We start from the raw sequence: 14,073 nt of genomic DNA on the forward strand, positions 1-14,073 counted from the left end.
GCGACGATCACGCATCGTCAGCCCCCAACGACATCACGCCGAAAAGGTCAGTAACGATGTGCTCATGCTGGGCGACGTGTTGCTCGGCATGTGGTCAGCACGTGATCGGCTCCACGAGGCCGGGCTCACGGCGGACAGAAGCAATCCCATCGGCGGCCTGGCGCAGTCCCTCACAGCTGCGGCTCTCTGGCCGAGCAGGTCGGTGGCTGGGGCTTACAACCGGGCGAGAGCTGTGCGTACGGGATTCGACGAATCCGGTGAGTTCGGTCCAGCCATCGGCGGATGGGACGGCCCCGTGCGCTCACTGGGTGTTGACCTGGCAGTTCCTTGGGCCTCCGTCGTTCAACAAGTCCCAGAACTTGCCGCGTTCGCCCGACAGCGCCGAGGCGAGCGGTGGGCGTGGGACGCGAGCGCGGGTACTGCACCCTGCGCTGGCGCAGGAAGACCACCAACAGACCGCTACTGCGGGCTGGCTCGTGTGCGAGTCAAGGCGCGATTCGCTCCTCACGCCCCGGACGAAGGCTCCTTGGAGGCGATAAGTCTTGCGGACGTCCGCGGCGAGGCGACTCCCCTGAACGACCTGTACCTCCTGGTTCTGTTCGCCCGTGTGGACGAGGAGAAAAGCGATCTTAGGAATGCGAACTTCGTATGGTCGGCAGTCACCTTCACGGCCGAGTGCCTGACGCGTATGGGGCGAGAGGATGACTCGGACGTGCTTCGGTGGCGTCAGATCCACTCCCAGTGGGATCGCCTACCTCGCGGTGCATACGACATAACCGCACAACTGCGCGCTATTCGGGTTCCAGGTTGGTGAGGTCTCCGAAGTGGGGTCGTCACCGGTGCGCTGTGGCTGCCGCTTGTCCCTAGCATCTCGAAGGTTGACCATGGCGAACCCGCTGGCCCATGACCTGGGAGAAAGCTGTGGGCCACGGGTTCGCCGCTGGAGCCTTTCGCGGTTGGTCCGTCGATGGCGGAGGGCCCCGGCGCAGCTTTGATCGGCTTGCGTCGGCACGAATCGGCGATGGCTGTGGGGGTTCCCTCCTCCCTCCGACCGCTTGGGCCTGGATAGACCGGGGTGGTCTGGACGGTGGTGGGTGGCTGCCGGACGACTACCGAGCGGCCCCCGTTCCGCGGCGTCGTGCCGAGGACCGCGTCGGGGGCGGCAAGTCGCCGCCCCCGACGGCAATAGGTAGACGTGCCGTCGGCACGGATCAGGAGCGGGCCCCGAAGGGATAGAACAGCATCGACGCATGGCCACTGCTGCTGGCCGTAATCTCCAGGCGCCAGCCCTTCCGAACGGGATACGGAAGATTGTCATTCGCGTTGACGACCAGAGACCAGCCGCCGGAACCAGTGGGCCGGAGTAGACGGTGGCTGGTGAGCGTATGCGACACGGTAAAGATTCCGTCACAGGGGAATTCATAGTTCCAGGGACTGCCGGGCCTGAGGTTGCCGGTGCCTTCGACGTGAAGGTCACTGAACAGCTTCACCTCCTTTCCCTGGGAAAGGTCGACGGAGCCGTTGGCGGCGAGGAGTCCGTTGAGGACCGTGTCTCCGTGGACTGTGAGGCTCCCGACTTCCACGTCGGGCCTGAGGACGGTGACCTGGGTGGTGAGGATGCGGACGACGGGGTTGGTGGGGTCGCCGGTGGTGGCGCGCAGGTAGAAGGTGGTGTCGGATTTGATGCCTTCGATGTCGAGGCTGGTGCGGTTGGTGACGTCGCGGTCGACCCCCGGGTACAGGAGTTCGTAGGTGGCGTTGGCGGAGCGTTCCCAGGTCAGCTTGACGTCGCCGCCGTTGGCGATGATGGAGGGTTCGCACAGGAAGTTGCGGAGATAGAAGTCGGCGGGGAACTTGCCGAGGTTGAAGACGGTGGTCCGGTCCTGGAAGGCGGCGTTTCCTTCGCGGGAGCGTTCGGTGACGGTGATGGGGGCGGTGCCGACCTTGCGGCTGACGGGGATGTCGGACAGCTGGATGGTGAACCCGGTGTCGGGGCCGATCGGTGCGTGGCTTCCGGTCGGCGCGCAGACGAACTCCTTGGCGGCCGCGTCCAGGCGCACGGTCCAGCCGGTCAGGCTGATCCGCGGGGAGATCTTGTTCAGGTCGGTGGCGAGGTCGGGTGCCATCGTGCCGGCCGGGACCTGCACCCTGATCCACTCGACATCGGCCGGCGTGCCGCTCTGCCGGGCGACGGAGATGATCACCTCCCCGATCTCCTCGGGGGCCTGCGGATTCTCCGGTGATGCCTTGAGCGGGCTCGGGGTGCTGGAGACGCTGTACGACAGGAGCGGGTCATTGGCTGCGATGGTGTCGGCGTCCCGGGTCTGGGTCACGACGGTCACGGGGGCTCCTTCAGCTTTACGGGCGCGCCGCCCCGGGACGGGGCGGCGCGTAGCGGCGGGGCGGCGACTGGTCAGTGCTCGGTGCGGCTGTGGGCGACGGCGTCGTCGAGAGTGAGGAAGCCGGAGCGGATCTCGGGTTCGGCGAGGGGCAGGTCGTACTGGTCCTGGCTGAGGATCGGCAGCTTCTCCCAGGCGCCGCCGCGGTTCTCGGACCAGGTCCAGGTGCCGAGGACGCCGGCCGGGGTCTGCATGAGGACGGTCTCCTCGCTCTCGCCCTGGGGCCCGCGCAGGGCGGTGGTGGCGGCCAGGAGCGGTCCGGTGCGGAAGTTCACGCTCATGCGGGCGATCGCCTGATCGGTGAATTCCTGCGGGACGAACACCTTCTTGGTGGCGAGGATGTCGGTGGTGGCGTGCACGGCCGCGCGCGGGTCCAGGAGCACGGTGGCGACTGCGGTGTTGTGGCTCCCGAAGTCCAGTTCGAGGCTGGGGTTGTCGCCGATCGGGCGCAGGTAGTCGCCGCTGCCAGCGGCCGGGGTGATGACGGTCTCGAAGTGCTCGTAGTCGTCGTCGAGGACGTAGCCGACGAGGCCGTCGTCGCTCTGCTGGGCTTCGCCGAGGCGGATCGCCCAGGGGTAGGTCGGCAGCTGGGAGGGAGACGGCTCGAAGAGGTGCTGCCAGCTGACGTCGGTGCGCAGGGGGCCGCGCAGGTTCATGGTGAGGCGGGTCCGGACCAGGGCGAGGGGTCGGCCGAGGAGGAAACCGAGGCCGGGGTCGGCCGGGCCGTCGGGGTCGATGGTCTGCAGGGCCCGGTCGAGGGTGGTGCGGAACGCGTCGAAGGTCTGCTCGCCGCGGGTCTTCACGGCGTTGAGCAGCCGGTAGGCGTGCGGGGTGAGCGTTTCCAGTTCCTCGAAGTGGTCCACCGTGGAGCCGGGCAGGGCGGACCAGGAGACCTCCGGCTGGCTCGCGGTGTTCAGGGTGACGCGCAGTTCGCCGAGTGCGGCCCCATCGGGGGCGTGGACGACGAGGGACTTATCGAGGCGGTTGTGCAGCAGCCAGGCGCAGACCGGGTTGGCCCCGGGCGTGAGGTCGGTGTCCTCGTCGCTGGCGGCGGCGAGGAAGTCGAAGTGCAGCCGGGCCGGCTGGAGCAGGCGCGGCCCGAGCTCGACCAGCCGGTCGGAGTCGTCGTCGCTGACGGGGTGGGCCGGGCGCATGGTGTCGGGCATCTCGGGGCGGAAGTGGCTCGCGGTACCGATGAGGTTGACGGAGCGTCCGAAGCGGTCGACGACGGCCAGGTCGAGGAAAGCGAGCTGGCCGGCCCGCAGCTCCTGGAAGGTGGATTCCGGGTCGGGGTCCCAGTCGCTGGCCTTGAGGGGGCCGGGGTCCGGCGGGGGGTAGTCGCCGTTGCCGATCAGGTCGGCGAGGTCGCCGGCGGGCTGGAGGCCGGCCAGGGGCTGGCGTTGGGCGATGGCGGCGCCGAAGCCGTCGAGGGTCTGGGAGAGGTAGTCCGTCTCGCGGGCCTGGGAGCGCACGTGCCGCAGGGCGTCGGCGGACAGCTGGTCGCGCACGCGGGCGTAGCTCTGCAGGGTGCCGTCGACGATGTGGCCGGCGGAGGGGGCGAGGATCTGGCGGCCGGAGACGACCAGCGGGACGCCGGGCTCCCCGGTGCCCTTCCACCGGTAGCGGGAGCCGTCGATGAACTCCCAGTGCGCCGTGTCGCCCTCGCGCAGCGGCAGGGGGAAGTAGTCGGCCTTCCACAGCAGGAACAGCGGCTGCCAGGGCATCGCCCACCGCTTGGTGCCGTACTCGGGCAGGGTGCCGGAGACATCCCGGATCTCCCCGGTCTCCAGCGCGCGCTCCAGGATGAGGAACTCGGCGAGCAGCGCCGGGAAGCAGGGCGGCTGCTGCCCGGTGAGGTTGATCTGGGCAGCCACCGAGGCGACGTCGGTGGTGGTGACGCCGGACGCTTGGGTGACCAGGCGTTCGGGGGTGCGGCAGGGCAGGGCGGCCTCGCGGGTGAGGGGGGCGTGGAGGTTGGCGCCCTGAAGGGTGAGGACCGGGTCGGCGCTGTATTCGAAGTCCTCGGCGGGGACGCGGATCAGGCGGCGGGCGGCGCGGGCCCCGTAGGCCGGGTACAGGGCGTCGATGCGCGCCGCCAGGTCCGCTTCGCTCTTGCCCCAGGGCAGTTCGGCGCGCTGTCCGGCCAGCTCGCGGGCGAGGGCCACAACGCGGCCGGCCGCGCTGTTCGCGTTGGCGGGGTCGAGTTCGTTGTCGATGCGGGCGTTGAAGTCGTTGGACCTGCGTGGCAGCCGGCTCAGCCACCACAGGTGGTAGAGGCGTTCGCGGGCGGCGTCGAGTTCGGCTTCGGTGGCGTCGTGGGCGGCTTGGCGGCGGTTGAGGTCGGCGACGGTGTCGGCCTCCGCGGCGCGGGCCGCGCGGGAGGTGATGCGGCCGGTCTCCTCGCCGCGTTCGCCGATGAACCAGCGGTATCCGCCGGCGACCGGTCCGAAGGCGCTGTCGTGGGCGCGGCGGTCGGTGAGGATGTCCGCCTCGGGCCGGTCGCGCTCTTCCAGGGCGTCGATGCCGCCGAGCAGGAAGGCCCGGAACAGGTCGGCCTCGTCGGCGGACAGGGCGCCCTGGCCGTCGGCCTGGGCGCCGAGCTCGGCGACGGCCTCGGCGATGCTGTTCGACACGATCGGCGTGACCTGGTCAGGGCTGGGGCAGGCGGGCTCTGACTCGGGGACGGGGCCGGTCAGGTCCCAGTCCAGGCCCAGGACCGTTCCGGAGTAGACGGAGGAGCGGATGCCGCTGCCGGAGCCGACGGGCGGCGTCCACTGCAGGCGCTCCAGCAGCACGGCGAGGTCGTCGGTACCCGCGAGGATGTCACTGTCCGGCTGGGCGTACCAGCCGGCGACGAAGTAGCTGAGCCGCTCCCGCGCGGGCAGTTCGCCCTCGGGGGTGTCCAGGAGGGTGTCGTGGAGGGAGAAGACGTTGCTGTTGTAGGGCTGGAAGACGGAGAAGGTCAGCAGTCCGGGGCCGATCGCGGTGAGGAACGGCGCCCGGCGGCCGGTGGGCTCGCGCCAGGGGCCGGTGAGTTCGTGGCACCTGCCGATCAGGGTCGCGGCGGGTTCCTCACTGTCCGGGTCCTGGAAGGAGACGGTGCCGTCCATGGGATCGAGGTAGTCGCTCTCGATGATCCAGGCCCTGAGCGCGCGGGTGCTGTCGGCGTGGCGGACGACGAGCCACCGGTTGGGCACCAGGGGGAAGTCGCCGACGCCCTCCTCCTCGTCGTGGCGGCCACGGGTGAGGGCAGCGGGCAGCTCCCACTGGAGGTAGACACCGAGGCGGTCCTCCCGGCCGGTCCACTCCTCGGGGCTGGAGAACGGGGCGGGCTCCGCAGGGACGCCTTCGCCGATGTTGCTGAAGTTGGTGATCCACCGGTGGAACACGTGCGGGGTGCCGGTGTCGCGGGTCCGTCGGTTGACGGCGAGGGCCGCGACCTCGACCGGCACGATGAGGGTGTTGTCCACGGACATGGCCCGGGGTCCTTTCGGTCAGCGCTTGGCAGTACGGCGCGGGAACGTGGGCTCAGGGCCGGGAGAAGGTCTGTGCCTGCGGCGCGTTGATCATCTGCAGGGCGAACTCCGCGGAAGAGATCCGCTCGGTTTCTTCGAGCCCGTGGGCCCGGGACAGCGCGGGCAGCAGCGCGTCGCCGGTGCCGTCGACGTTGAGAACGTCCCGGCCCCCGGGGCGCAGGAAGCGCCGGAAGCGGCTGTCGTCGGCCGGCGGCGGTGGGGGGAACTCGCCCATGGGGCTGCCGATCCGGTCCCCAGTGATCTCGCGCAGCTCGATGGTGCCGAGGTCGCCGATGCCGAAGCACAGGCCGCGCGGCGGTTCGGCCAGCTCGAAGCGGTCGATGACCTCCGGGAAGAGCGCCAGGCGGATCTCCGTGCCGAAGACGGCCTCGCGCATCGGCTCGACTACTTCGGTGCCCTTGTAGGCGGTGACGATGGTGTTGGGCCAGTTCGGGACCAGGCTGGAGTTGATCAGCACCGCGCACTTCGGGACTGGTCCGCCGCCGGTGGCGAGCTTGTTGAGGTCGGCGTCCAGAGTGTGGCCGACGCCGATGCTCAGTGCGCCGTCGACGGCCGCCCGCACCCAGTCGGCGTCGAGGTAGGCGAAGCGGATGCTCTCCTCGGGCAGTGCGCGGGGGTCGGGGACCAGGTGGGACAGGCTCAGCAGCTCCAGGCGGCGCAGCGCGTTCAGCCAGGCGGTGACCTTCGCGAACGGGTCGGGGGCGGCCTGGGTGAGCAGGGCGGCGACGCCGGGCTGGGCGAGGACGGCACGCGCGTCACCCAGGCTGCGGCGGGCGCGGGCGGCGGTGCGGCGCCGGCCGGCCCGCAGCTGCGGGCCGGCCTGGTCGAGGGCCTGCACGAGGCGGGCACCGCCGGAGCGGGTGTCGCCGTCCACCAGGAGGCGGTCGAAGGCCTCGAAGGCCAGCGGTGCGGTGAGGTGACGCGCGGTCAACGCGGTCGCGGCGCGGGCGGTGAGCTCTGGGTGGGAGGCGAGGCGGCGGGCTGCGGTGCGGGCGGCGGAGCGGAACTCCATCAGGGCGCTGCGGAACTCGGCGTCGGCGAGGGCGAGGGTGCGGCCGGTGGTGAACGCGGCGGCGTAGGAGGTGTCGAAGACGCCGTACTGCTGCAGGTAGATCAGCGCCTCGCCCGGGGAGTCCAGACGGGTGGCGGCCGGAGGGGGAAGTTCCTGGGCGGGTTGCGCGGTGAGCGGGCCGCGGTAGAAGGCGAGGGTGCGCTCGCCGGTCTCCAGTCGCTGCGGCAGGGCCACGGCCCCGCCCGCCATCCGGCTCAGGGCTTCGGCCTGCGGGGCGCTCGGGTTGGCGGGTGCCTGGAGGGGTACGCGCAGGCGCAGTTCGTCCGCGGGGCGCGCGATGACTTCGTCGCTGGTGGGGTCGATGGTGGCCGCCAGGTGCTGGGCGAGGTCGCCGAAACCGACGCCGGAATGGGACTCGGTGGTGAAGGACCAGGAGACGAGGGAGACCAGGCGCAGACCCTCGGTGGGCGCGGGGGCGGTCAGGTACCGGTCGTGGCCTTCGAAGGAGACCAGGTGGACGACGTGGCGCCCGCCGGCGGCGGCGGGGAAGCGGTTGGCGACCAGGACGGCGTTGAGCTCCCCCTCGTCAGGTTCGGGGGTGCTGTTGGCGCGGGTGGCGTCGGGACGCCCGCCCTCGCGCAGGTGCGCGAGGTAGCCCATCTCCACGGGCAGCGGCTTCACCGCATCGAACAGCGCGGCCGGGACGAGGACGGTGGCGCACTGCTCGTCGTACTCGTCCGGGCGCATGCTCTCCGGGTCGATGACCGGCACGGCGCCGGCGCCGAGGGCGCCGTCCAGGAGCTCGCGCACGGTGCCGGTCTTGACGAGGCCGACCGCGTACGGGTCCTCGGGCAGTTCGTCCTCGCGGAACAGCAGCAGGGCCATCCACGGAACGGCACCCGGCTGCCCGTCACCGAGCAGGCGGGCCCACGGCAGGCCGGGGGCATCGAGGTTGATGTGGGCCAGGGTCTGGCTGTAGGTGCCAACGGCGTCCGGCACGGGGAACTGCGCGTTGATGCCGGTCGGGTCGAAGCTGAAGCGCGGCTGCACGACGTCGAAGGGCTGGGGCGTGGCGTCGACGATCCGGTCGGCGCCGTCGACGTCCTTGAGGGTCTGCCGGTTGTCGATCCGGTACCGGCCGGCGTAGAGGGAGGGGATGCGGTGGTCGAAGAACCGGGTGCGGTGCTGGGCGCCCGGTGCGCTAGTGCGCGGCTGGGGGGCGGGTTCGGACGTGGTGGTCACGGGGCGTGCCTTTCGACAGGACGCGGCGGTGGGATCCAGAGGTGATGACGGGGCGGCGCGGCCTCGGGCGCGCCTGGGCGGGGCCGCAACTGTCATGGCGGGCGGCCCCGGATGACGCGTCGGGTCAGCCCGCGACGAGCATCGGCTCGGCGGTGAAGGCGGTGCCGGCGGCGCGCGCGTAGCCGCTCAGATCGGTGTCGAGCGCGCCGAGGTCCGTGCCGAGACCCTTGAGTGCCTGGGTCAGGGCGGTGCGGTTGCCGCAGGCCGTGGTGTCGATGCTGTCCTGGATCACCTGGATGACGTTGACGTCCTCGGGCCGCTTCGGCACCGGGCCCGTGGCCAGTTCCCCGGACAGCGGGTGGTTGCCGTCGGGGTTGATCGGGTCGAAGGAGATGGCCTCCTCGTCGATGAACCCGGTGTCGGTGCCGTGGTCGACCGGTGGCGAGGTCAGCCGGATCCCGAGGATCCGGTCGGGGATGATCCCGTCGTTCGGCGCGTCCGGCTGCTGGCCCCACAGGCCGTTGGGCACGTTGCCGCGCAGCACGGCCCTGCCCCAGGGCCGATCCTTGGGTGTCAGTGTGTACGGGTCGCCGTTGTAAGTGAGCCAGACGCGCAGTTCGCTGCCCTTGCCCCGTAGGTGCATGGGCAGGATGTTCACCCCGCGATCGTCGGTGGCGACCTCGGCGGTGTCGCCGCCCTGGTTCAGGTAGACCTTGCTGACGGGGGCCTGGGTGTCGGCGGTGAAGGTGAAGCCGCCGTTGCTGACCAGCCACGGCTTGATGGCGCCGCGGGTGGGCGGGGCGCCCTCGCCTGTGTATCCGGCGATCGCCGTGGTGCGGACCATGTTCTCCGGCGGCGGCAGCATGCCCTGGAAGCCGCCCCAGTCCAGCGCGGGGGTCTGGTTGCGGCGGTCGGCGCCGAAGCCGATGGTGAAGGAGATGAACCACAGGTGGACGGTGGCCTCGCCACCGACCGCCGGGCCCCAGACCCGGACGCTGACGCCGACCTCGATCGAGATTCTGATCTTGACGAACCAGACCTTGATGGTCGCGGAGACCCCGACCCGGATGCCCATGCCGACGTCGAAGTAGAAGGGGTTCCACTCCAGCAGGGCGTCCACCCGGGCGGTGAGCCAGGCGCGCAGCATGCCGGACTGGAAGACGACGTCCAGGGAGCCGCCGGCCATCAGGGACTTGGGGGTGAACGCGGCGTAGGCGTTGCCGGTGATGTTGACGGTCGACCCGACGCCCCAGGTCAGACCGGCGGGCTGCTGGCGGGGGTAGCGGGCGGGCAGTTCCCGGCCCGCGGGGATCGCACCGAGCATGAACGAGAAGTCGCCGGCGTTGGCGTGGTTGCCGAACCAGAACTTCATGCCGACGCCGCCGCGCAGCTTGCAGTTCGGGTCGATGAGGAACGTCTTCTCGGTGAACGCCGCGCCGATGCTCAGCTCCCCGGCCGTCGGGCGCAGGGTCGCCTCGATGCCGATCTCCACCCGGGCGATCTTCTTGTTACCCATGGTGGGCAGCTGCATCCCGGCCACGCCCAGCAGGCTGATCGTCAGGTCGGAGCCGGTCTGCACCAGCGCCATGGCGTGGCCGCGGAAGGACTCGAAGCAGTCGAAGGCCAGGCCGGCGGCGAACCACAGGTCACCCTCCTGCGGCCGCACCCACGGGCTAGAGCCGCCGATCAGCTCGCCCAGAACCTTGAGCGGGTCGACCTCCTCGTCGTCGGCTCCGATCTCGCCCGGGTTGTCGAGTGCGACCAGGAACGGGAAGCTGCCCAGCGCGTCGGCCGCCGGGACGCGCACGCGGCTGTTCCAGCCGAACCCGGCCGAGATGCCGCGCACTTGGAACAGCGGCGGCCCGAAACCGGTCTCACTGCCGAGCGAGCCGTAGGCGAACAACGACGGATCCGCGCTGCTCCCGTCGGGCACGACGTACGCGCCCATCGCGGAGCCGTTGAACGCGCCGGTGTCCACCAGCAGCACCCCGCCGACCACCGTCTTGTACGGCGGGGAGGCCGGCAGCGCGGTCAGCGCGCCGGCGATCCGCAGCGGCGGACTGTAGAAGTCGACGCTCAGGCCGTTCTCGCCGCCGGGCGTGCCGATTGGTGACCAGCCCCGCGTCGACGGCGCCTCCAGGACCCGCATACCCTTGCGACGCCGCGGCCCGGGACGGGGGGTGAGGATGCCGTTCTCGGTCACCAGCGCCTGCGGGGCGCGGTCGCGCGCGGCTGCGCCCCGGTACTTCACGGCGGGCAGGGCGCGGCCCAGGCCGTCCAGGCGTTCGGGGTCGGTCGGCGGCGCGGGCTTGCGCCTGGCCAGCTGCAGCGCCCGTCCTTCCGTCAGGGCCCAGGCCCCGGCGGGCAGTGACGTACCGTCCGGGGCCCCGTCGACCAGGACCAGAGCGCGGCCCTGGCCGAGATCGACCGTGGCCACCGTTCCGGTCACCCACTCGCCGTCGACGGTGAACGCGATGTCCACCGGCGCCGAGGACGCGGTGATCGTGGCCTGCCCGCCGACGGACAGGGTCTGCGAACCGCACACCGCGCCGTCGATCCGCACCGTGCCGCCCGGAAAGACGAGCGCTGCGGCGTCGGGGTCGGCAAACACGGACTCCGGAATCTCGACCGCCCCGCCCGCCGCCCGCTCGAGAAGCTTCCGGATGTCGTCCACGCGTGCTGTCACAGCGATCCCGCCCTCGACTCGTGGGAAAAAGGGGAAGGCGGAAGCACCCCCTGCTACCGGCAACGGGCTGGCGTGTCCGCTCCGACGAGCCTAGCCAAGACGGACACGCAACTAACACGAGCAGCCACCCTGAGTAATGAAGTTGGCTCAAAGGAAATTCGCGAACACGTACGCAGACAGACGCTTCACGGGCTGCGCCGCGTGTGTGCAGAAGCGTTTCCACCGGGCTGTAAGACCTCCGAGGGGAAACTCACCAAGGCCCTTACGCCGGCAGCGCCCCTAGCCCGCCGGGAGATCGGTAACAAGCCAGCCCGGCGGGGCGAGTGGTCCGCTCAGCGGCGAATGCCCTCAAGACGGAGGCCGGAGGAGGAGCCGGACGGCCCTTTCCAAGGTGGTCAGCGCGGTGGACGAGGACACCCTGGAGGGCGGGACGGCCCACCCGTCCTACGGGGCGATGGGGCCGTTCTTCCTGTCCGGGTGAGCGGCCAGGACATAGCGGGTGGCGGAGAGGTTGGACGGGCCGAAGAGTTCCATCAACCGGCCGGGGTCGGCGCTGTGGTGTGCTTCGTCGTAGATTCGGTCTACGCGCAAGACGCCGGCGGGCAGGCCGAGTTGTTTGAAGGGCTTTTGGACCGTGCCGGCGCTGATGGGCGGGCCGGCGTCGTTGACGGCGTTGTTGCGGGTGACGGCCTGCACCCCCAGCGTCTTCACCAGGGCAACGACCGCCGGGGAGACCATGCCCTCCATCTGCTCACCAGCTCGCCGACGGGCGCAGATCAGTAGTCACCGCGCTGTCCCGCTCGGCCGGCCTGGTTGATGGCCTTCGCGGAACCGCGTCGATGCGGTAGTGCAAGACATCCCTGGCACCTTCGGTGCCGCCGAGCTCTTCTGGCGCAGGCGATAGGCCCGGCAGCAGCACGACCGGCGGGGCGGATTCGGGACCATCCCCGCGGGCGCGGGGATGGTCCTTCCGCGTGACGCGATGCCGCCGAATTGCCTGCCTGCTCCCCGCACCCGCGGGGATGGTCCCAACGGGGCCCTGCTCTACCTGGATCCCGACAGCTGCTCCCCGCACCCGCGGGGATGGTCCCGGTGGCGGCCGGAAGACGAAGACGAAGCCGCGCTGCTCCCCGCACCCGCGGGGATGGTCCCGGGCCCGGGTCGACATCCAGGCCGAGGGCGAGCTGCTCCCCGCACCCGCGGGGATGGTCCCACCACACCCGCACCCTCACCTGGCACGCCTACCTGCTCCCCGCACCCGCGGGGATGGGCCCGTGCCCGTCGGCGCGTCCGTAGCGGGCACGATCTGCTCCCCGCCGGCCAGGCGCTGCACCGACAGCTCGCCGTACCGGCCGATGTGGTCAAACACCAGCTCCTGGTCGTCGATGTCGGCGGGCTCCGGCTCCGCAGCGGGGACAACGCTGGCCGGACATGGCGCGGACAGTCCGAGCGCAGGTCCAGCTGCTCGGTCTGCGGGTGAGTAGTCCAACGCAGAGAGTCTGTTGGCTGCATTGGACGACTTGGTCGGATGGATACGGCCCGGTGAGCGCTGTGCGCTTCACAGTGCAGATGGCTCGGGACACGGGAGACGACCGCCGCTCCGCCTTCACGCGTACATCATGGAATCGACACGTTCTCTGCTGGTTCGGTAGGCTCCGGGCGCTTCATCCGCACCACAGAGGGGGGATTCCTCGTGCGTATGCGTCTTGTCCTGACCGCAGTTGCCGCCGTCGGCGCCCTTGCCGCCGTCACCAGCCCGGTCCAAGCGGCCGAGTACACGTCGTCGCTGAAGATCAAGGGTGTGCAGTACGACGCTCCCGGCACCGACTCCAACAAGTGCTCGGGCGGCAACACGAAGAACGAGTACCTGACGATCAAGAACTACGCCAGGAGCGCCAAGATCGACCTCAAGGGCTACGTCGTCAAGGACGCCGCGGGCACCAAGTACACCTTCACCGCCAGCCACGTCCTGGAGCCCGGCGACTACGTGAAACTGCGCGGAGGCAAGGGCACCAACTCCGACGCCGGCAACGTCGTCTACCGCCAGAACTGCAACTTCCTGTGGAACAACGACAAGGACACCATCCACTTCCTCAAGCCCGGCGGCGCCGGCGCCGACTCCCACGCCTACACCAAGAGGGCCAACGACAAGGACGGCAACGGCTACATCGGCTACCACAACTGACACACCCCGCACACCCGGTGCTCCCGCTCGCGGCGGGCGGGAGCACCAGGCGCTGCAGAACCATGCGGCACATCACGGCGCCGCATACAGGACCAGCAAGACCAGTGCCGGTGAGGGAGCCGGACAGAGGCAGCCCCACAAGTGCTCTTCCTCGTCCAGCCGGGGCTGCTGCCCGGTTGGCTCCGGCGCGTTACATGGCAGGTTCGTACGCCACGGCCTCGAGCGGGCAGCCACCGGTGACGTCCCGCAGCGCCGCGAGCTCGGTGTCGTCGACGGCCAGGCCCCAGCGCAGCTTCGTGCCCACCCACTGCGCGGCGTACGTGCAGCGCACCGCCTCGTCGGGGGCGGGCGGCATCCAGGTAGCCGGGTCCTGGTCGCTCTTGCTGCGGTTGGAGCGGGCCGTAACGGCCACCAGGGATGCCTCTGCACCCTGGTCGTTGGCGTAGGCCTCGCGGCGCCGCGCCGTCCAGGCGGAAGCCCTGGAATCCCAGGCCTCCGCGAGGGGAACCATGTGATCGATGTCCAGGCCGGCCGCGGACGTCACCGAGGTCGCGTCGTAGTAGGAGAACCATCGGCCCCCCGTCAGCTGGCAGTTCGGGCCGATTTGCGGCGCCTCGACCGCCTCCGAAATGAGTACCTCCGCGCGCGTGTTGCAGCCATCAGCAGGGTCGGTGCCGGCGTTCCAGTGCCTGAAGACGGTGCGCTCATAGCCCTCCCGTGACTCCGCGGCCAGGGGCAGGCGTTCGACGGCCGCAGCCAGCGGCAGCCTTTCTGCCGCATGGGCCGACGGGGCGGGGGCGAGTGGCAGAACGAGGAGGGCGGCGGCGGTGAGGCCGCGCAGAGCAGACTTGACCATCTGCTGTTGATAGCGGCCGGCCGGCTGCGCCGTGTGGTAAATGCCGTGCAGGTCACCCGTGTGAGGGGAACAGTCGTACCGGAGAAACGACCCTCCTCACGGGACCTTGTCTGGCGTGGCGTCCCACGTGGTGCGGGCCGTCCCTTGAGGGACGGCC

At 70.6% G+C, this 14,073-nt stretch carries 7 protein-coding genes; 1 reads left to right on the forward strand and 6 read right to left on the reverse strand.

What is annotated here, in order from left to right:
* Window positions 1–1,211: 1,211 nt before the first annotated feature.
* The 5 genes from KM933_RS23345 to KM933_RS23375 all read right to left on the reverse strand — a co-directional run bounded on the left by KM933_RS23345 (window position 1,212) and on the right by KM933_RS23375 (window position 11,622).
* Window positions 1,212–2,342, reverse strand: a complete 1,131-nt coding sequence (locus KM933_RS23345) for a hypothetical protein (protein WP_221355293.1) — start codon at window positions 2,340–2,342, stop codon at window positions 1,212–1,214.
* A gap of 71 nt (window positions 2,343–2,413) precedes the next feature.
* Entirely contained in the window at window positions 2,414–5,875 is a 3,462-nt protein-coding gene (locus tag KM933_RS39575) for a hypothetical protein (RefSeq protein ID WP_260334053.1), read from the reverse strand.
* A gap of 52 nt (window positions 5,876–5,927) precedes the next feature.
* A complete protein-coding gene (locus KM933_RS23360; protein WP_221355295.1) occupies window positions 5,928–8,189 on the reverse strand; it encodes a hypothetical protein in 2,262 nt (753 codons plus the stop codon).
* A 124-nt stretch (window positions 8,190–8,313) separates the two neighbouring features.
* Window positions 8,314–10,875 carry a DUF6603 domain-containing protein gene (locus tag KM933_RS39580; RefSeq protein ID WP_260334054.1) on the reverse strand — a complete coding sequence of 854 codons (2,562 nt, stop codon included), beginning with the start codon at window positions 10,873–10,875 and terminating at the stop codon, window positions 8,314–8,316.
* Window positions 10,876–11,319: 444 nt separating this feature from the next.
* Window positions 11,320–11,622, reverse strand: a complete 303-nt coding sequence (locus KM933_RS23375) for a hypothetical protein (protein WP_260334055.1) — start codon at window positions 11,620–11,622, stop codon at window positions 11,320–11,322.
* A 946-nt stretch (window positions 11,623–12,568) separates the two neighbouring features.
* Between KM933_RS23375 and KM933_RS23380 the strand changes: the two genes are divergently transcribed.
* Window positions 12,569–13,060, forward strand: a complete 492-nt coding sequence (locus KM933_RS23380) for a lamin tail domain-containing protein (RefSeq protein WP_430727359.1) — start codon at window positions 12,569–12,571, stop codon at window positions 13,058–13,060.
* A gap of 190 nt (window positions 13,061–13,250) precedes the next feature.
* Here the strand turns inward: KM933_RS23380 and KM933_RS23385 are convergent, their stop codons facing one another.
* Window positions 13,251–13,916, reverse strand: coding sequence for an HNH endonuclease family protein (locus tag KM933_RS23385; protein WP_221355296.1), 666 nt, complete (start codon window positions 13,914–13,916; stop codon window positions 13,251–13,253).
* Window positions 13,917–14,073: the final 157 nt, after the last annotated feature.

Source organism: Streptomyces beigongshangae (genome assembly GCF_019710745.1).
GTDB lineage: Bacteria > Actinomycetota > Actinomycetes > Streptomycetales > Streptomycetaceae > Streptomyces > Streptomyces beigongshangae.

Coding starts and splice junctions, on each gene's coding strand:
- KM933_RS39575 (WP_260334053.1), bottom strand. CDS start 5,875: ATGTCCGTGGACAACACCCTCATCGTGCCGGTCGAGGTCGCGGCCCTC.
- KM933_RS23385 (WP_221355296.1), bottom strand. CDS start 13,916: ATGGTCAAGTCTGCTCTGCGCGGCCTCACCGCCGCCGCCCTCCTCGTT.
- KM933_RS23375 (WP_260334055.1), bottom strand. CDS start 11,622: ATGGAGGGCATGGTCTCCCCGGCGGTCGTTGCCCTGGTGAAGACGCTG.